Origin of the sequence: Rubrivirga sp. SAORIC476 (assembly GCF_002283555.1) — a bacterium.
GTDB lineage: Bacteria > Bacteroidota > Rhodothermia > Rhodothermales > Rubricoccaceae > Rubrivirga.
Genome location: NZ_MVOI01000006.1, coordinates 118979 through 137344, shown reverse-complemented (window position 1 = coordinate 137344; position 18366 = coordinate 118979). Strand labels below are relative to the sequence as shown.

The following is an 18366-nucleotide window of genomic DNA, read 5'->3' as shown; positions in this document are numbered from 1 at the left end:
GGGCTCTGCCGGTAGCTTCCGGGAGACCCGCTCCCTTGCCCGTGCTCCGCTCTGCCCTCCCCGCCCTGGCGGTCCTGCTCTCCGCCGCCGCCGCCGCCCAGGTGCCGACACCCGAGGCGTTCCTCGGCTATGCCCTCGGCGAGCGGTTCACGCCCCACCACCGCGTGGTGGACTACGTCGAGGCCGTCGGCGACGCCTCGCCGCTGGTGACGGTGGAGCGCTACGGCGAGACGCCCGAGGGGCGCCCGCTGCTGCTAGCCGTCGTCGCCGAGAGCCCCGCGGTGGCCGAGGCCGCCCGGCAGAGCAGCGTCGCCGCAGCACGCGGCGAGGGCGAGCCGACGAAGGCCGTCGTCTGGCTGAGCTACAACGTCCACGGCGACGAGGCCGTCAGCACCGAGGCGGCGATGCAGACGCTCTACGACCTGACGCAGGACCCGGCGAGGCTGGCCGACGTGGTCGTGGTCCTCGACCCGTGCCTCAACCCGGACGGCCGTGACCGCTACGTCTCGGGCTACCGACAGCGGCGCGGTGCGCTCCCCAACGCCGACCCCGACGCCCGCGAGCACGACCAGCCGTGGCCCGGAGGGCGCTTCAACCACTACCTGTTCGACCTCAACCGCGACTGGGCCTGGGGCACGCAGCCCGAGACGCGCGCCCGACTGGCCGCCTACAACCGCTGGCTGCCCGCCGTCCACGTCGACTTCCACGAGCAGGGCGTCGAGAGCCCGTACTACTTCGCGCCGGCCGCCGAGCCGTTCCACCCGCGCATCACGCCGTGGCAGCGCGAGCTGCAGACGCGCATCGGCCGCGCCAACGCCGAGGTGTTCGACCGCGAGGGCTGGCTGTACTTCACCAAGGAGGAGTTCGACCTGTTCTACCCGGCCTACGGCGACACGTGGCCAACCTTCAACGGCGCCATCGGGATGACCTACGAGCAGGGCGGATCGGGCCGCGCCGGCCTCGCCATCCGCACCGCCGAGGGCGACACGCTGACGCTGCGCGACCGCATCGACCACCACGTCGCGACCGGCCTGACGACGGTCGCCACGACGGCCCGCGACGCAGCCGAGGTACGGCGCCAGTTCGCGGCCTACTTCCAGGCCACGCCCGCCGGGGCGCAGACCTACGTCGCCCAGGGCGACCCCGGCCGCCTCGGCGCGCTGGCGGCGCTGCTCGACCTGCAGGGCATCGCGTACGGCTGGGCGACCGACCAGACCGTCTCGGGCGTCCGCTACGGCGGAGGCCTCGACCGACCGGCCGAGGCGGGGCGGGTCGCGGTCCAGGCGGGTGCGCTCGTGGTCGCGGCCGACCAGCCGAAGGGGCGTCTGGCAGCCGTCCTGTTCGAGCCCGAGGCCGTCCTGGGCGACTCGGTGACGTACGACGCGACGGCGTGGGCGCTGCCCTACGTCTACGGCGTCGAGGGCGTGGCCGCGACCGGCCCGGTGGCGACCGGCGGACCGGCACCGCCCGCCGCGACGGTGCCGTCGGGCCGCCCCTATGCCTACGTCGCCGGGTGGAGCAGTCCGGACGACGCGCGACTGCTGGCACGGCTGCTCCGCGAGGGCGTCGGCGTGCGGATCGTGCCCGAGCCGTTCGAGGCGGGTGGGCGGACGTTCGGACGCGGCGCGCTCGTCGTCACGCGCGCCGGCAACGCCCGCCTCGGGGACCGCTTCGACGCCGTCGTGCGCGCGGCGGCCCAGGCGACAGGCCGACCACTGACGGCGCTCGCGAGCGGCTTCGCCACCTCCGGGCCCGACCTCGGCTCGAACCGTGTCGGCTTCGTGCGCCGCCCGTCCGTCGCTGTCCTGGCCGACACGCCCGTCTCGCCGACCGCGCTCGGCGAGGTCTGGCACTGGTTCGACGCCGTCGTCGAGTACCCGGCCGCGCTGCTCACCGCCGACGACGTGTCCGCCGCCACGCTCGCCGACGTGGACGTGCTCGTGATGCCGGACGGCAGCTACGGCGCCTGGCTCTCGTCCGACCGCGCCGACATGCTGCGGTCGTGGATCCGCGCGGGGGGCCGTCTGGTAGCGATGGAGCGCGCCGTCCCGTCCATCGCCCGCCTCGACGGCTTCGACGCCGCGGTCCGCGACGCGCCCGAGGCGGACACGACTGCCGCCGCCGCGCTCCGCCCCTACGCCGAGCGCGAGCGCCGAGGCGCCTCCGAGAGCGTCCCCGGCGCCGTCTACCGCGTCGCCCTCGACCCCACGCACCCGCTCGCGTTCGGCTACCCCGACTGGACCTACGTCCTCAAGCGCCGCGTCGCGCCGGTCGACTTCCTGACGGACGGCTGGAACGTCGGCGTCGTCCGCAGTGGCGCGCCCGCGGCCGGGTTCGCGGGCGTCCAAGCGCGCGAGCGGCTGGAGGACTCGCTCGTGTTCGGCGTCGAGGACGTCGGCCGCGGCGAGGTCGTCTACCTGGCCGACTCGCCCCTCTTCCGCGGCTTCTGGGCCGACGGCCAGTTGCTGTTCGCCAACGCCGTCTTCGGGATGGAGGCGTGGTAGTGGGCTCTCGGTACGCGCCCGTGGCCACTCCGGCACCGAACGCGCCGTGCCGAGTACCCCATACCTGCCCCTGACCCGCCCTCCCATGCCCGACGCTCCCTCGCCCTCTCCCAGCGGCACGCTCGCGATCGGCCTCGGCGTGCTCGCACTCGTGGCCTACGGCGTGCTCGGCGCCTCACCGTCCTCCCCCGCCCTGCCGACGGGCCAGCTGGCGCTCGCGGCGCTGCTCGTGATCGCGGGCGTGGCGATCCGGCAGGGACGGAGCCCGCGCTGGGGCGAGTTCGTGACCGGGGCGCTCGTCGGCCTGATCGCGTATGACCTGATCGGGCGGCTCTTCCTGTAGGACGGCGCGCGAAGACGGGAGGAACACCGCCCGCCCCTCTTGGGCTGCCCGCGTGCCCCCTGTACCTTCGCTGTCCGCCAAACGGCCTACTCCGATGCAGAACGACATCCACCCCGACTACCCCTTCGTCACCGTCACCCTCGCGGACGGGACCGAGTTCACGACGCGCTCGACGATGGGCAAGGACTACAAGTCCGAGGTCGACTCGTCCAACCACCCGTTCTACACGGGCAAGAAGACGATGGTCGACACCGCCGGCCGCGTCGAGAAGTTCATGCGCCGCTACGGCAACTCGCAGGCCAAGCAGGCCGTCGCCGCGCAGGAGCAGGACGCCGCCGACCAGGCCGCCCGCGAGGCTGCGGCCGCCGAGCAGGCCTAACAGCCGCTCCGCCGATTTCCGCCGAGGCGGGTGGCTTCACGCCGCCCGCCTCGTTGCGTTTGCGCCCGCTGCCGAGCCCATCCGGTCGCGCGTCGTACCCTGCACCGGCCCTTCTGCGAGCGCCTGCCCGTCTCGGCCGTTCGCCCCACGCCCCTCCTCCCTCCCCGTGTCCGACCTCAACGTCGTCCGCCTGATCACGAAGAAGCGTGACGGCGGCCTCCTCGCCCCCGACGAGATCGCTGCGCTCATCGCCGCCTACACGGCAGGCGACGTACCCGACTACCAGATGTCGGCCTTCCTCATGGCCGCGTTTCTGCGCGGGCTGAGCGACGACGAGACGGTCGCCCTGACGCGGGCGATGCTCCACAGCGGAACCGTCCTCGACCTGTCGGACATCGAGGGCGTCAAGGTGGACAAGCACTCGACGGGCGGCGTCGGCGACAAGGTGTCGCTGGTGCTCGCGCCGATGGTGGCCGCCTGCGGCGTGCCCGTGCCGATGATCTCGGGGCGCGGCCTCGGCCACACCGGCGGCACGCTGGACAAGCTGGAAGCCATCCCCGGCTTCGACGTCGGGCTCTCCATTGAGCGCTACCGCGAGGTGCTCGCCGAGGTGGGCACGGTGCTGATCGGCCAGACGGGCGAGATCGCCCCGGCCGACAAGGCCCTCTACGCGCTCCGCGACGTGACCGGGACCGTCGAGTCGATCCCGCTCATCGCGGCGTCCATCCTGTCCAAGAAGCTCGCCGAGGGCATCGACGCGCTGGTGCTGGACGTGAAGGTCGGCCGAGGCGCCTTCATGAAAGACGAGACGCGGGCGCGGAAGCTGGCCGAGACGCTCGTGCGCGTCGGCATCGGCTTCGGCACGCCGACGGTCGCGCTGCTGACCAACATGGACACGCCGCTCGGGCGGGCCATCGGCAACGGCCCGGAGACGGCCGAGGCCATCCGCCTGCTCAAGGAGGAGACGCCTGCGGGTGGCCCGTGCGACGATGTCGTGGAGGTGACGCTGGCGCTGGCGGGCGAGATGCTCCACCTCGGACGTGCGACCGAGAGCCCCGAGGCCGGGCGGCGGCTGGCCTCGGCGGCCCTGCGCGACGGCTGGTCGTTCGGCATCCTCCAGGAGATCGTGGCCGCACAGGGCGGAGACGTGGCCGCGCTCGACGACCCCGACGCGCTCATGGGCGAGCCGGTCGCCACCGTCACCGCCGACACGTCCGGCTTCGTGGCAGACATTGATCCCCTCGCGCTCGGCTACGCCGCCGTCGACCTCGGCGCGGGCCGGGCCAGGAAAGAGGACGACGTGGACCCCAAGGCGGGCTTCGTGCTCCACAAGACGCTCGGCGAGCGCGTCGAGGCGGGCGATGTCCTCGCCCAGATCTATGCCTCCGACCCCTCCCGCGCGGATACCGAGGCAGTCCGGGCCGCGTTCACCCTCGGCGCTGCCCCCCCGACGCCCCGTCCGCTGCTGCTGGACCGCTTCGACGGCACGCGTTGGGAGCGAGGCATGGGGAACGCGGACTAGGGACTCGCCAGAGGCGGCCTCTGCGTCGGAGCCTCCTCGCCCCCTCTCGCTTCTGCCAGTTCCCGACGTCTCTTTGCTCTCGCCCACGAGCCAGCGGGCCCGGACAACCATTCCGCGCCTCTGTCGTAGGACTCGCCTTCCCGGCATCCCGCGTAGCTTGCGGCGCCTCCCCACCCGACCCGACAGCCCCCATGTGGAAGCGATTCACCCGCCTCATCAAATCGATGTTCGGCGGCGCCATCTCTGCGATGGAAGACCCCCGCCTGATCCTCGAGCAGAACATGCGCGAGTTGAACGATCAGGTCCCGAAGATGAACGAGAACATCGCGACGGTGAAGGCCAACGTGATGCTGCTCCAGAAGGAGCACCGCCGCTACACCGCCGAGCAGTCCTCGCTGACGAGCAAGATCAAGGCGGCCATCAACGCGGGTCGCGACGACATCGCGCAGCGCTACGCGGTCCAGCTGCAGGGCGTCAAGGAGGCGCAGACGCGGACGGGCGAGCAGCTCCAGTTCGCCGAGCAGGCCTATGACAAGGCGCTCCAGGTCAAGAAGGCCTTCATGCGCGAGCGCGAGAAGAAGATGCAGGAGGCCAAGGAGGCCATCCGCGCCCACGACCGCGCCAAGTGGCAGGCCAAGATCGCCGACACGCTGGAGCAGTTCGAGGTCGCCGGCGTCGACCAGACGCACGACGAGATGGTGCAGCGCGTCAACGAGCAGTCCGCGCGCAACGAGGCCCGCATGGAGATGGCCCTCGACTCGATCGACACGGAGTCGATGCAGATCGAGGAGGACGCCCAGGAAATCCAGGCCGCTGAGCTCGTCAAGCAGTTCAAGCTGGAGATGGGCATGTCCGAGCCCGCCCAGGAAGCCGCGCCGACGCCCCAGCTTCGCATTCCCGAAGAGGAGGCCCCGTCCACCACCGGTGGCGGCGGCGGCACCCGCGAGCGCACCGAGTAACGAGGGACGATGGGATACGGAGAGGAGGGATGGCGTTCTCTCCTCTACGCACCCCCTCCTCCCGCATTCCGCACCCATTATGGACAAGTCCGAGTTCGAGCGCATCAAGGCCGAGGAGAAGGCCCACCTCCAGAAGCTGCGCGCCCTCAAGCAGCAGCACCGTGGCGCCCAGCGCATGGCCTCCACGGCCAACGCGCTCAACGCCATGCGCAACCCGGAGCTGGAGGCCGAGACCGACGCGATGACCGACAAGCTGATGCGCGATGCGGCGCTGTCGGAGGCTCGCTTCGAGCTGGCCACCGAAGGCCTCGCGCCGGTCACCGGCAATGCCGAGGAGGTCGACCGCGAGGCGCTCGCCAAGGCCGAGGCCGAGGCCCTCGTGCGGCAGATGAAGGCCCAGATGGGCGGCGGCGAGCCGACCGCGCCGGAGGCCGCCCAGAATGCCGCCAGCCCGAGCGCGCCCGCCTCGGCCAAGACCATCGGCCGCACGCCCCCGCCCGCCGACGAGACGCCCGAGACGGGCAACGCCGGTGCCAAGACCATCGGCCGACGCCCCGCCTGATGCGTGATCCGTGATGCGTGAGGGCATCCCGCCCGACCCATCACCCATCACCCTATCACCCATCACCCCGCAATGCCCGACGAGACGATCAACTTCACGAAGGAGGCCTTCATGAGCCCGGTGAACCTGGGCTTCCTGATCCTGGCCCTCGTCACGGCGCTCCTGTTGCCGGGGGCGGCCGCCGCCAACATCCTGCTCGTCTTCGCCGCCGCCGCGGAGCTTCTCTACCTCGGCATCCTCCCCCGCAACGAGCGCTACAAACGCGTCGTCCGCTCCCGCAAGGTCGACGAGCGGCGCAAGGCGCCCCGCGACCGCGAGGTCTTTCGCACCCTCGCCAAAGACGACCAGAAGCGCTACGTCCGCTTCCGGAACATGGAGAAGGCGATCAAGGACAACTACGCCAAGCTGCCGTACTCCAGCCAGGGCCTGCTCGACGCGCACCTCAAGAAGCTCGACGGCCTGCTCGACGCGCACCTGAACCTGCTCCAACTCAAGGAGCGCTACGTCCAGTTCGCGCGGCGGACCGGCGAGAACGACATCGTGAACGCCATCACGGGCCTCCAGAACGAGATGCAGGCCGACCCGCCCCGCGTCCGCGCCATCAAGCAGCGGCGCCTGCTGATCCTGGAGAAGCGCCTCGACCGGTTCAAGAAGGCGGGCGAGAACCTCGCCATCATCGAGGCCCAGCTGGAGACCATCGAGGACGTGACGCGCTATGTCTACGAGCAGTCGCTGACGATGCAGAACCCCGAGGAGGTCTCCTTCCAACTCGACACGCTCATGAACGAGGTCGAGGAGACGCAGCACTCCATGGAGGCGCTCGACGACACGCTCGGCATTGACGGACTCAACGAACTCGACCTGGAGGCCTTCGAGACGTCGTCCGCCGGAGAGATCGGGCGCGTCGAGGGCCGCATTGACGCCGGCCTCATGGACGACCTCGACGACATTCTGGGCGACGCCGCCAACACGGAAGCCGACCTCCGCCGCCGCCAGCGCGAGGGGTAAGCTCGCTGTGACCGCAGGAACCGGGGAAGGGGCCGAGGCAGATCCGCCTCGGGCCTCGTCGCTCTCCCCGAGGCGCCATTGACCTCCCGCCGGCCCGCTCCTGTTTTCCACTGCCCATCTCCCCCACCCTCGTGCCTGACTTCCAGACCCTCCGCACGGAGACCGACGCCGACGGCGTCCTCACGATCACTCTCGACCGGCCCGACGCGCTCAACGCGCTCAGCCAACAGCTCGTCGCCGAGCTGTCGAAGGCGCTGCGGCTCGCCCGTCAGGACGATGTCCGCGGCGTCGTGATCACGGGCGCGGGCGAGAAGGCGTTCGCCGCCGGGGCCGACATCTCGGAGTTCGCAGGCATGGAGTCGCTCGACGCCCACCGGTTCGCCGCACGCGGGCAGGCGGTGTTCACGAGCATCGAGAACACGCCCAAGCCGGTCGTCGCGGCCGTCAACGGCTTCGCGCTGGGCGGAGGCTGCGAGCTGGCGATGGCCTGCCACCTCCGCGTCGCCGCCGAGACGGCGCAGTTCGGCCAGCCCGAGGTCCAGCTGGGTCTGATCGCGGGCTTCGGCGGGACGCAGCGCCTGCCGCGCCTCGTCGGGCGCGGGATCGCGACCGAGATGCTGCTGACGGGCGAGCGGATCTCGGCGCAGCGCGCCTACGAGATCGGCCTCGTGAACCGCGTCGTCCCCCAGGCGGACCTGCTGGAGACGGCCCGCCAGTTCGTGCTGACGATCGCGTCGAAGGCGCCCGTCGCGGTGGCCATGACGCTCCAGGCCCTCCGCGCGGCAGAGCTGCCGATGCCACAGGGGCTCCAGCAGGAAGCCGCCCTGTTCGCCCAGTGCGCCGCCACCGAGGACTTCGCGGAGGGCGTGATGGCCTTCCTGGAGCGCCAGACGCCGGAGTTCCAAGGGAGGTAGCGGTCGAAGGGTGAGGAGCGACGAGCCCTTCACCCCTTCCCGGTCGCCCTTCACCCCACCATGACCGTCTTCCTCCTCATCCTGCTCATGCTCGCCCTGAGCGCGTTCTTCTCCGGCTCGGAGATCGCGTTCGTGACGGCGAACCGGCTCAAGACGGAGGCACGCGCGCGCCAGTCCGGCCGGATGGGCAAGGTGGTCCAGGACTTCCTGGCCGACCCCGGCACGTTGCTCACCACGACACTCGTGGGCAACAACATCGCGCTGGTGGTCTACTCGATGCTGATGAGCTTCGCGCTGGAGCCGCCGCTCGAAGCCTTCTTCGGGGGCGCGCTCGGCCTTGCGGAGCCCGGCCCCTGGGTGCTCGTCGCCCAGACCGTGATCGCGGCGCTGGTGGTGCTGGTCCTCGGCGAGGTGATTCCGAAGTCGCTGCTGCGGCAGCCGCCGGTCCGCGTCCTGCTCGTGCTCGCCGGACCGCTGAAGCTGACGTACGGCATCTTCTGGGTGTTCATCAAGGCCGCCGGCTGGGTGAGCGGGCTGTTCGTGCGCATGGCGAAGGGCGAGGCAGGCACCGTGCAGCAGTTCCTCCAGCGCGACTTCGAACTGGTCATCCGGGAGAGCCGCGAGACGGGCACGCTCGACCTCGACGAGGAGGAGTCGGAGATCCTCTCCAACGTGTTCGAGCTCCGCAGCCTCCGCGTCAAGGACTCGATGATCCCGCGGACCGAGATCAAGGCCGTCGAGGAAGGCGCGACCATCGAGGAGGTCCGCAAGACGTTCATCGACACCGGCTACAGCCGCCTGCCGGTCTACCGCGAGAACGTGGACCGGATCGTGGGCGTGGTCCTCGCGCACGACCTCTTCCACGCGCCCGAGACGCTGGGCTCCATCCTCCGCCCGGCCCGCGTCGTCCCGGAGTCGAAGCCTGCGCGCGACCTGCTGTTCGACTTCCTCCAGGGCGGCACCACGCTGGCGGTCGCCGTGGACGAGTACGGCGGCACGGCGGGCATCGTGACGCTGGAGGACTTGCTGGAGGAGCTCTTCGGCGACATCCGCGACGAGCACGACCCCGTCGCTGCGCCCATCCGTCGCGTGGACGACCGAACGGTGCTGGTCCACGGCCGCGTCGAGTTGGAGGCCCTCGCCGAGGAGGAGGGCATCGAGTTGGAGGAGGGAGACTTCGACACCGTGGCCGGGTTCGTGCTCGCCCACATGGGCAGCGTCCCCGCCGAGCGCGACGCCTTCGACCACGCAGGCCATCGCTTCACCATCGTCAAGGCCAGCCCCAACCGCATCGACGCCGTCCGCATCGAGTCGCTGTAGGTCGTCGCGTTCGTGGGAAAAGCGAATCAGCACTCGGCAGAAGCGGCCAGATGCGGCGCCGTGACCCACCCCGCTCGACGCTCTTGAACGCTGTGCCCTTCCTCGCCCTCGATGTTGGCAACACGACCGTCAAGGCAGCGGTGTGGGATGGCGCGTGGTCTGAGGTCACCCGGTTTCCCTCAGACGACGCATCGGTCGAGGTCTGGATGGCCCGCCTCGGAAAGCTGGCGGGCGAGGTCGGGGCGAGCGGACTCTGCTCCGTCGTGCCGAGGTTGACGCCGCCACTGGTGGACGTGCTGACCGCTCTCACGGGGACCACACCGCTGGTCGTCTCGGTCGACCTCTCCCTCCCCTTCCGGATGGCGTACGCGACGCCGCACACGTTGGGGACGGACCGGCTGGCGGCGGCCGTCGCCGCGCACGCGCTCGCCCGGGGGGGGCCGGTGATCGCGCTCGACGCCGGGACCACCCTCACGACCGAGGTGGTGTCGGCGGAGCCCGCCTACCTCGGCGGCGCCATCCTGCCCGGCCCGGATCTCCTGCGGCGGTCGCTGGCTCGCGGCACCGGCCAACTCCCCGAGGTCCCCTGGCCGGACGCCGTCCTGCCCGTCGGCGACTCGTCGGTCGGTGCCATCCAGGCTGGCCTCGGTGTCCTCGTGGTCGACGGCGTAGCGGGCCTTCTCCACCGCACGCAGGCCGCGCTCAGCGGCGAGGCGCTCGTGATCGCCACCGGTGGCTGGGCTGGCTGGCTGGCCGAGCGCATCCCCGAGGTGGACCGCGTCGAGCCGACGCTGGTGCTGGACGGCGTCCGGATCCTGAGCGGCTCCGCCGACCGGTAGATCCAGGCTCGACGCTCAGACCGCCCCCAACCGACTTAGCCGCGCGCGTCGAGGTCCAGCAGCGACTGCACCCGTGCGAGCACCATGTCGATGGCCACCTGGTTTTGCCCCCCGCGGGGGATGATCACGTCGGCGTGGCGCTTGGAAGGCTCCACGAACTCGAGATGCATCGGGCGCACCGTCCGCCGGTACTGTTCGAGCACCGACTCCACGGAGCGCCCCCGCTCGTGCAGGTCACGCTCCATCCGGCGCATCAGCCGCACGTCGGGCGCGGCGTCCACGAACAGCTTGACATCCATCCGCTCCCGGAGGGCGGGCTCGGCGAGGACGAGGATGCCTTCCACCAACACGACGGGGCGCGGCTCGACGGTCTGCGTCGCCTCCAGCCGGCTATGCGTCTCGAACGAGTAGGTCGGCTTCTCGACGGCCTCGCCCGCGATGAGGCGGTCGAGGTGGGCCACCATCAGGTCGCTCTCCAGCGCGTCCGGGTGGTCGAAGTTGAAGCGTGCGCGCTGCTCCGGCGAGAGGTGGTCCAGCGGCCGGTAGTAGGCGTCGTGGTCGAGCAGCGCGATCCGGCGCGTCCCGAACCGCTCCATGACGCGGCGCTGGACGGTGGTCTTGCCCGAGCCGGACCCTCCGGCGATGCCGATGACGACGGACATGGTGAGAAGGCGTCGGTGATCAGATGTCAGCCGTCAGGTCAGGCGGTCGGCTCTGACTCCTGACGGCTCTCTAGTCGTCGTCCTCTTCGCGGGCGCGGCGGGCGGCAGCAGCCTCCGCCTCGGCCTCGGCGCGGGCCTTGCGACGCGACGCCCGGCGCTTCTCCCAACCCGGACTGGACACCATCACGACGGTCCCGCCCCCGGCCTCGTCGATCTCGGAGGCGTCGTGGTCGACCTCGTAGCCGTCCGGCGGCTCCCAAAGGTCGAGCGAGCCGATCGAGTCCGCCGTCTCGTTGACGATGTGGGCCACGAGAGCGCCGCGCAGTTCCTTGACGCCATGCGAGACGGCCGTGCGCTCGCCCGTCTCATCTTCCTTGTAGAACTTGACCCGGATCATCCGGCCGTAGGTGCCCGCGTCATCCCAAGCCGCCTCGTGGGAGCCCGGCAGAAGGTTCCAGACCGCATGGCCCGCCACCAAGTCGTTGAGCGCTGTCGAGAGGGGCACCTTCCAGTAGTTCGCCACCTTCCCGATGCCCTCCACCTTGGCGTCCATCTTGAGCCGGTAGTTCGGGATCAGGTCGTCGGGCCGGAGCAGACCGAAGAGGCCCGAGAAGATGACCCCGTTCTCCAACAGCCGTCGCTGCGAGCCCGTCGGCAGTCCCGCGAAGTCCATCGCGGCGTACATCACACCCGGCCCGTAGCGGTCCACAGACGCCATGAGCGGGCTGCGGTACACGTCGAGGTTTACGCTGACGGCCTCCTGGAGCGTGTCGCCCTTGACACCGAAGAGCTTGGCCAGGTCCTCATCACTGCCGTCCCGGACCTGGGTCTGGAGCGCATCGATGAGTGCTCGACGCTCGGGGTTGAGTTGCGAGAAGTAGTTGAACGTGTTCGACGAGCGATAGTCGAACATGTCGGGGGCGAGGGGGTTGCCCCCGGTCGCCTTGCCCTCCGCGCTGGGGAGGAGAATCGTAAAACGCACGAGTGCCGGTACCGGAGTGGTCGCGCGTAGACGCGCAGAAGGAAAAGAGATCGGCTAGGCGCCGTCGCCGGACCGGCCGAGGCGGGCCTGGCTGATGAGCGCGTCGGCCTCCGAGAGGAGGTCCTCGGCCTGCTGACGCGCGTCGGCGACCAGCGCATCGGCGCGGGCGCGGGCGTCGCTGGAGGCCCCGTCGCGGTCGAGACGGTCCACGACCGCCGCGAGATCACCCGCCCAGCGGTCCAGCAGGTAGGCTGCCCGGCGCCGGAGTTGGCGTCCTTCGTCAGGCGCGAGTAGAAGGCCGACTGTCACGCCAGCCGCGCCGCCGACGAGGAAACCGAAGAGAGAGGCGCGGACCGCTCGAGTGCGCTGGCTCATGAGAGGAGGTGGGGGGACCGAGGCGTTGGACAACGCAAGATAACGGGGCGGCGTGAGATCCGACCGACTCAACCGGAAACAGGCCGCCCCCGATCTGGGGACGGCCTGACAGAGGTGCCGATCGCGTCGGCAGGCAGGCGCGAGGCGCCCGCCCGGCCCACCGCTAGCGGTTCTTCTTCTTGTGGCGGTTCTTCCGGAGCCGCTTCTTCCGCTTGTGGGTCGCGATCTTGTGTCGCTTACGCTTCTTACCGCAGGGCATAGGGGCCGTTGGGTTGGGTGATGAGGTCTGGTCAGGCCGTAGAAAGCAAAGGTAAAGCCGTCGCGGTCGTACACGGCGCATGGGCGGGATTCTGACCGAGGCTTCACGCGTGCTCCCCTTCAAGCCTCCTCTGACGCACTCTGAGAGCGACTCGCAACGAGAGCGAGCCTTAGGGTCGTACCGAATCGGATACAGACCTGTCCAGCACAGTAGACGGGCGGTGCTTTCTATCGCTAGGAGCCCGCCTCTGGCTTCGCAGGAGAAGAGATTTTGCCGTCCGGCTGCGGATGGCACGCCCCTTGTCAGGAAACCCAGCACGTCCACGAGCGCATGACGCAGGGGGCGTGAAAGAGCGATACCAAAGTGCGCGTCACGGCTTCGGCCTGCGCACCGTCGGGCGGACACGTACGGGTGAGCGTGTCCGCCCGGCTTTTTTTTGTCCCTCGCGCCGGGCGAGTGGAAGCGGTAGCATCGGAACGTCATGGTTCGACTCGCCTTCCTCGCTCTCCTCCTCGCCCTGGCGGCCTGCGCGCCCCGGTTCAGCCCGCCGTACCGCGATTACGAGGTCCGCGCAGACCAGGCCGATGTGACGGCGCACCTCCGCGAGGCTGCCGAGGCGGCCGGCTGGACGCTCACCCCATCCGTCGACTCGGTCATCGTGAGCACTGCGCCACGCCGCGTCGACACAGGGCTGTTCTCGAAGACCGAGGCCGCGCTGGACCTCGTACCGCTCGACGGCGGCTTCGTCCGGGTGTACGTCCGGGGGGAGCGCCGGTCCCTCCTCTTCGGGGGGCGGACGAAGGTGTATGCGCTCGACGGCACGCTCCGCCAGGCGGTGCTGGGTCCGCTGTCCGAAGCCCTCTCCGAGCGCGGCCTGGTCCCCCTCGGGACGCCCCGCGACCGGGATGAAGACGCGACGGAGTAGGCACCCTGCCGAGTGTGCGTACGTTGTCTCTTCCTCAGCGGCCTCGGCCCTGACTGTTCTTTGGGGATGACACGGTTTCGACGAGAGACGTGTGCGGCAGGCTGCGCGCCGGGTGGTGTCCAATACGCCCGCAAGACCCATTGGACCGCAATTGTAGCTGCGAACGACTACTCCTACTCGCTGGCCGCGTAAACACGCCGCTAGCTGTCTCGCGGAGCGGACGCTCACTATCGCTTCGCGAGGCACCGACTAGAGTGAGCTGGTCCCGAAGGCTCCGGCTGAGCCCGACGGACGAGATCTAATCAGCCTGCGTCCACCCGGAAGCCCGTCAGCGGGCCACGCCGGACGGACAAAGACCCTTAAAGCGTTGACTACGCTCGTAGACGCCTGGACTGTAGCGTCTCTCGGACCCGGGTTCGACTCCCGGCATCTCCACCCCCGGAAGCCCGTATCTGGTTGCCTAGCAACCGGATACGGGCCTTCTTCGTTTTAATAGTCTTCGCGCATATCCAACCCTACAGAAACATCCTTTCATATAATTTGCGCATACAAATACATCAAATCAATATTTAATACAGATTATTAGATACAGAATGACACCGGGCGAATATATTCGGCGTCGGGCTCATATACGCCGACGCGGTGCGCCCCTCTGTGGGCCAGTCAACGGCTCTACCTCCTGCCGCCCGGCCCCTCACTCAGCCTGAGACTCCGACAACTAACAACTGCGCGGTTGTCAGACGCTGTTTCCCAAGTGGGCTGTTCGGTCGAGCCGGCGGCGCCGACGCGGGTACAGGGGGTTGGCTCTGTTGCTGGCGAAAGGGGCCGCTAAACGGGCGGCCACCTCAGGTCCCTGATATAGGCCTCCGCGAGCCCGGTGGCATCGCCTCATCGACTACCACAACGGCGCCAGCCGCGTAGCTTTGATCGTACCGCTACCGGCCGCAGGTCGCTGAACGCCAGCCCGTCGTGCCGTTCACGAACGGGTTGACAGCCCCCTCATGATGTCCATTGTGACCGTGTTTACTCGAGCCCGGATCGGAGCATTTCTGATGCTCGTCAGCGCCGGTCTCGCCCTCGTCGGCGCGGTCCTGGCCGCTCGGGCGGGGGCGCGCTTCGACGCGTGGTACTGGATGCCCGTCGTGTACGGAGCGGTCACGGTGGGGGGCCTGGTGTGGGGGGGCATCCGACACGGCTACTCGGGCGAGGTAGTCCCGCCTCCTCCTACCTCCGGCGACCCGACTCGGGACGCGACCGCCTGGGTAGACCGGTGGTTCAGCGGGTACGGCCTGCCGCCCTGGCAACGCATCACCGGAGCGCTCGCCACGATTCTGACGGCCGTCGCCGGCCTGGTCATCGCAGCGGTGACGGGGGAGGTCTTCCTCGAGATGCCGTACAGCTGGTGGGCGGTCGGGATGGTCATCCTGATTGTCGCCGGCGCGGTCGGGCTCGCGAAAGCCCTGCCGAAGCGAGACGGTTGATCGGAGGGAAGAGACGAGGGAGCGGCAAGCAGGCGCTGAGCCGGTGGGCGATCTACCTGCGGTCGGTTGGCGCATCTGCCTGAGGCAGGCTGTCGGCCCGTGTGACGATTCCGGGCCTCGTGCGAACCACGGGTACATCCGCCCACCCTCTCGTGCTCCGACTCCAGACCGCGTTCGCCCTCCTGCTCTTCGCCGGCCCCCTCGCCGCGCAGCCCCCGCCGCCCTCCGGCGAACTGCTCCTCTTCAACGCGCGCCTCGTCGATCCCCGCACCGACGCGGCCAGGACGGGGGCGCTCCTGCTCCGAGGGGACACGGTCGCCGCCGTCCTCGACGCTCCGCCGGCGGAGTACGACGGCCCCAGACTCGACGTCGCGGGGCGCGCCGTGCTCCCCGGCCTCGTCGACCTCCACGTCCACAGCTACGGCAACCTCTCCCCATCCGGCGTCGAGACGCTCGGCACCGAGGGGGCCGCCCGGCGGATGCTCTATGCTGGGGTGACCGGGTTCCTCGACCTGTTCGCCGACGAGGACGCCATCTTCGCCCTCCGCGACCGCCAGCGCGCTGCGACCGGGTCTGAGAGACGAGACGCCGCCGACGTCCACGCCGCGGGGCCGCTGCTCACCGCGCCCGGAGGCTACGGCACCCAGATAGGCCTGCCCACGCGGACCGTCGCGACGCCGGACGAGGCGCGGCGCGTCGTCGCGGCGCTCGCCGAGCGCCGCCCGGACGTGGTCAAGCTGGCGTACACGACCCCAGACGGCTCGTTCGTGTCGATGGACCGGCCGACGATGGAGGCCGTCGTCGAGGCCGCCCGCGCGCTCGGGCTCCAGACGGTCGTACACGTCGACTCGTGGGCAGGCGTGGTCGACGTCGTTCGGGCGGACGCGTCGGCCGTGACGCACCTCCCCCCCGCACCCGTGCCCGACGCCGTCGTGGAGGCGATGCGGACGCACGGCACCGTCGCCATCCCCGCCCTGGCGGGCGAGTTGGGGCTCTCCGACCTCACGACCCGCCCGTGGCGCGACGCGCCGTTGCTCGCGGCTGTCGTCTCGCCTTCGGTCGTCGCGGGGTACTCGGCCCCGCTCGGACCCGAGTTCCAAGCCATCGCCGAGCGGCAACGCGAGGAACGGGCCGGCCGCCTCGCCGCCGTCCGGGAGCTGCACCGGGCGGGCGTCCCCGTCCTCGCCGGGACCGACGCGGGCGTCCTCGGGACGATCCAGGGGTTCTCGCTCCACCACGAGCTGGCGCTCCTCGTCGAGGCCGGGCTCACGCCCCGCGAAGCGCTGGCCGCGGCCACGACCGAGGCGGGCGCGTTCCTCGGCCGGCGGGTCGGGCTCCGGGTCGGCGACCGGGCCGACCTCGTCGTCCTCGCGGCCTCACCGCTCGACGACGTGCGCCGGACGCAGGACGTCGAGTTCGTCGTGTCAAACGGCCGCGTGGTCGACCGCGAGGCCCTGCTCGGCCCGCTCCCGGCGGAGCCGCTGACCGCCCCCCTCGTGGACGACTTCGCCTCGGAGACCCTCGCGAGCACGCTCGGGACCGCGTGGCGCGTCGTGACCGACGAGGCGATCGGCGGCACCTCGGAGATCGAGACTGCGGTCTCGGACGGTGTGCTCCGCGTCGAGGCGTCGCTTCGGCCGGGCCCGGCGGGCATCGGGTTCGTTGAGCTCGTCCTTCCGCTCGACGCCACGGGCGTTCCGCGCGACGTGTCCGGCTGGGATGGCGTCCGCGTCCGTCTCCGCGCGCTGAGCGGGCCGCTCGCGCTCAAGCTCCAGACCGCCGATGTCGGCACCGTCGATTACCACGCTGTCGTCCTGGAGCCGAGCGCGACGGCGCAGGAGTTGGTCCTCCCGTTCTCCGGGTTCCATCAGCTCTGGTCGGCGCAGGTCCCGTGGACGGGCCGCCGCGTGCTCGCCGTGGCGCTGTCGTCGGGGGGGATGAAGGCGGCCGAGGTGGCGTACGATGTAGAGTCCATCGAGTGGTACCGAGACGAGCGATGATCCTCTCTGTGCTTTTCTCTCGCTCTCCGGACGACTCGCCGCAGGCCCGGTTCGAGGCCCTCCTCGACCGGCACCACGGGATCGTTCGCAAGGTGGCGGCGACGTACTGCCGCCATCCCGAGGACCAGCGCGACCTCGCCCAGCAGATCACCGAGCACCTGTGGCGCGCCTTCGGGCGCTACGACCCCGACCGGCCGTTCTCGACGTGGGCTTACCGGGTCGCCCTCAATGTCGCCATCTCCCACGTCCGGCGGGCCGCCCTCCGCGACCGGACCGTCGAGTCCTACGACGCCCTCGACCACGAGCCCGTCGACGCCGCGACGCTCTCGGCCGACGACGACGACCGCGTCCGCGCCCTCTACCGCGTCGTGGACCGGCTGGGCGCGTTCGACCGCGCGCTCCTCCTGCTCCACCTGGAGGGGTACCGCAACGCCGAGGTTGCCGACGTCCTCGGCCTCTCGGCCACGAACGTGAGCACGCGCCTGAGCCGTCTCCGCACGCAGATCCGGGCCGACCTCGCACCCGGGCCCTCCCTTACAGACCGCCCCCCCCTCCCATGACGCTCGACGACCTCAAACTCGCCCTCGACGAGATCGACCGGCGGCTCGACGCGAGCGACGCGGCGGACCGCGAGCAGCGCGCCGAGGCCTCGCTCCGACGCTCGCGCTCCGCGCTTGGCCCGCTCCGGTGGTCGCTCTGGCTGGAGGTGGCCGGGAGCGGCGCCGTGACGGGCCTGCTCGCCTGGTTTGTCGCGACGCACGCGGCGTCACCATGGCCCGCCGTCGCGTCGGCCGCGCTCCTGCTGGCGCTGAGCGCCGCGTACCTGGTCGCGACGGTCCGCCAGCTCGAACGGCTGGGACGGCTCGACCTCGCCGCGCCGGTCGTCGAGGTGCAGGGCCATCTCGCGGCGCTGAACGCGCTCCGGAGCCGGGTCGTCCGGAACGTCCTGCTGGCGGCCCCGCTCGTCTGGCTCCCCGTCCTCGTCGTTGCGGCCGAGTGGGCGGCCGGGGTCGACCTCGTCGCCGGGACGAGCCTCGCCTGGGTCGTCGCCAACCTCGCGCTCGGCGTGGCCGTGCTCGGCGGCGGCCTCTGGGTCGCTCACCGGCGGCCCGAGTGGGTGGCGGCGTCGCCGTGGCTCCGCCGGACGGCCGACCACCTCGCCGGGCGGAGCCTCCGTCGCGCGCGCGAGCACGCCGACGAGGCGGCCGCCTTCGAACGGGACCTCCGCACGTGACGCGGCGATGATGACATGTTGCGCGTATCCCGAAGGTCCCCCGAGTTGATCGGCCACTCGGGCGCGAACGGCGCGAATGGCCTGCTACAGCCCCGAAC

The 18366-nt window shown here is 70.7% G+C and carries 17 protein-coding genes, 1 other RNA gene and 1 pseudogene; 16 read left to right on the top strand and 3 right to left on the bottom strand.

Going from position 1 to position 18366, the window contains the following annotated elements:
- Nucleotides 1–41 precede the first annotated feature (41 nt).
- From B1759_RS12065 to B1759_RS12020, 10 genes and pseudogenes are all read left to right on the top strand, one after another.
- Nucleotides 42–2504 (top strand): M14 family metallopeptidase, encoded by a 2463-nt coding sequence (locus tag B1759_RS12065; RefSeq protein WP_198948846.1) that lies wholly within the window; start codon nucleotides 42–44, stop codon nucleotides 2502–2504.
- A gap of 85 nt (nucleotides 2505–2589) precedes the next feature.
- Nucleotides 2590–2847, top strand: a complete 258-nt coding sequence (locus B1759_RS12060) for a hypothetical protein (RefSeq protein WP_095515328.1) — start codon at nucleotides 2590–2592, stop codon at nucleotides 2845–2847.
- Nucleotides 2848–2941: 94 nt separating this feature from the next.
- A pseudogene (gene rpmE / locus B1759_RS12055) lies at nucleotides 2942–3139 on the top strand (50S ribosomal protein L31); the annotation flags it as partial.
- Nucleotides 3140–3392: 253 nt separating this feature from the next.
- On the top strand, nucleotides 3393–4748 hold the full coding sequence (locus tag B1759_RS12050; RefSeq protein WP_095515326.1) for a thymidine phosphorylase: 1356 nt from the start codon (nucleotides 3393–3395) through the stop codon (nucleotides 4746–4748).
- A gap of 191 nt (nucleotides 4749–4939) precedes the next feature.
- Nucleotides 4940–5707, top strand: coding sequence for a PspA/IM30 family protein (locus tag B1759_RS12045; protein WP_095515325.1), 768 nt, complete (start codon nucleotides 4940–4942; stop codon nucleotides 5705–5707).
- A gap of 79 nt (nucleotides 5708–5786) precedes the next feature.
- Complete coding sequence (locus tag B1759_RS12040; protein ID WP_095515324.1) at nucleotides 5787–6269, top strand: hypothetical protein; 483 nt, start codon at nucleotides 5787–5789, stop codon at nucleotides 6267–6269.
- 72 nt (nucleotides 6270–6341) lie between these two features.
- Entirely contained in the window at nucleotides 6342–7277 is a 936-nt protein-coding gene (locus tag B1759_RS12035) for a hypothetical protein (protein ID WP_095515323.1), read from the top strand.
- Nucleotides 7278–7408: 131 nt separating this feature from the next.
- Nucleotides 7409–8191 carry an enoyl-CoA hydratase/isomerase family protein gene (locus B1759_RS12030; protein WP_095515322.1) on the top strand — a complete coding sequence of 261 codons (783 nt, stop codon included), beginning with the start codon at nucleotides 7409–7411 and terminating at the stop codon, nucleotides 8189–8191.
- A gap of 60 nt (nucleotides 8192–8251) precedes the next feature.
- Complete coding sequence (locus tag B1759_RS12025; RefSeq protein ID WP_095515321.1) at nucleotides 8252–9511, top strand: hemolysin family protein; 1260 nt, start codon at nucleotides 8252–8254, stop codon at nucleotides 9509–9511.
- Nucleotides 9512–9603: 92 nt separating this feature from the next.
- Complete coding sequence (locus B1759_RS12020) at nucleotides 9604–10350, top strand: type III pantothenate kinase (RefSeq protein ID WP_158225232.1); 747 nt, start codon at nucleotides 9604–9606, stop codon at nucleotides 10348–10350.
- A gap of 35 nt (nucleotides 10351–10385) precedes the next feature.
- Here the strand turns inward: B1759_RS12020 and udk are convergent, their stop codons facing one another.
- The 3 genes from udk to B1759_RS12005 all read right to left on the bottom strand — a co-directional run bounded on the left by udk (nucleotide 10386) and on the right by B1759_RS12005 (nucleotide 12369).
- Entirely contained in the window at nucleotides 10386–11012 is a 627-nt protein-coding gene (udk, locus tag B1759_RS12015) for a uridine kinase (RefSeq protein WP_095515319.1), read from the bottom strand.
- A 70-nt stretch (nucleotides 11013–11082) separates the two neighbouring features.
- Entirely contained in the window at nucleotides 11083–11994 is a 912-nt protein-coding gene (locus B1759_RS12010) for a YaaA family protein (RefSeq protein ID WP_198948845.1), read from the bottom strand.
- 54 nt (nucleotides 11995–12048) lie between these two features.
- Nucleotides 12049–12369, bottom strand: a complete 321-nt coding sequence (locus B1759_RS12005; RefSeq protein ID WP_095515317.1) for a YtxH domain-containing protein — start codon at nucleotides 12367–12369, stop codon at nucleotides 12049–12051.
- A 740-nt stretch (nucleotides 12370–13109) separates the two neighbouring features.
- Between B1759_RS12005 and B1759_RS12000 the strand changes: the two genes are divergently transcribed.
- The 6 genes from B1759_RS12000 to B1759_RS11975 all read left to right on the top strand — a co-directional run bounded on the left by B1759_RS12000 (nucleotide 13110) and on the right by B1759_RS11975 (nucleotide 18268).
- Nucleotides 13110–13553 (top strand): hypothetical protein, encoded by a 444-nt coding sequence (locus B1759_RS12000; RefSeq protein ID WP_095515316.1) that lies wholly within the window; start codon nucleotides 13110–13112, stop codon nucleotides 13551–13553.
- Nucleotides 13554–13615: 62 nt separating this feature from the next.
- Nucleotides 13616–13991, top strand: a transfer-messenger RNA (tmRNA) gene (gene ssrA / locus B1759_RS11995).
- A 581-nt stretch (nucleotides 13992–14572) separates the two neighbouring features.
- Nucleotides 14573–15034, top strand: coding sequence for a hypothetical protein (locus tag B1759_RS11990; protein ID WP_143537369.1), 462 nt, complete (start codon nucleotides 14573–14575; stop codon nucleotides 15032–15034).
- Nucleotides 15035–15186: 152 nt separating this feature from the next.
- A complete protein-coding gene (locus B1759_RS11985; protein ID WP_143537368.1) occupies nucleotides 15187–17034 on the top strand; it encodes a CIA30 family protein in 1848 nt (615 codons plus the stop codon).
- 8 nt (nucleotides 17035–17042) lie between these two features.
- Nucleotides 17043–17594, top strand: coding sequence for an RNA polymerase sigma factor (locus B1759_RS11980; RefSeq protein WP_198948844.1), 552 nt, complete (start codon nucleotides 17043–17045; stop codon nucleotides 17592–17594).
- Nucleotides 17591–18268 (top strand): hypothetical protein, encoded by a 678-nt coding sequence (locus B1759_RS11975; protein WP_095515312.1) that lies wholly within the window; start codon nucleotides 17591–17593, stop codon nucleotides 18266–18268. The genes B1759_RS11980 and B1759_RS11975 overlap by 4 nt, the downstream gene beginning before the upstream one ends.
- Nucleotides 18269–18366: the final 98 nt, after the last annotated feature.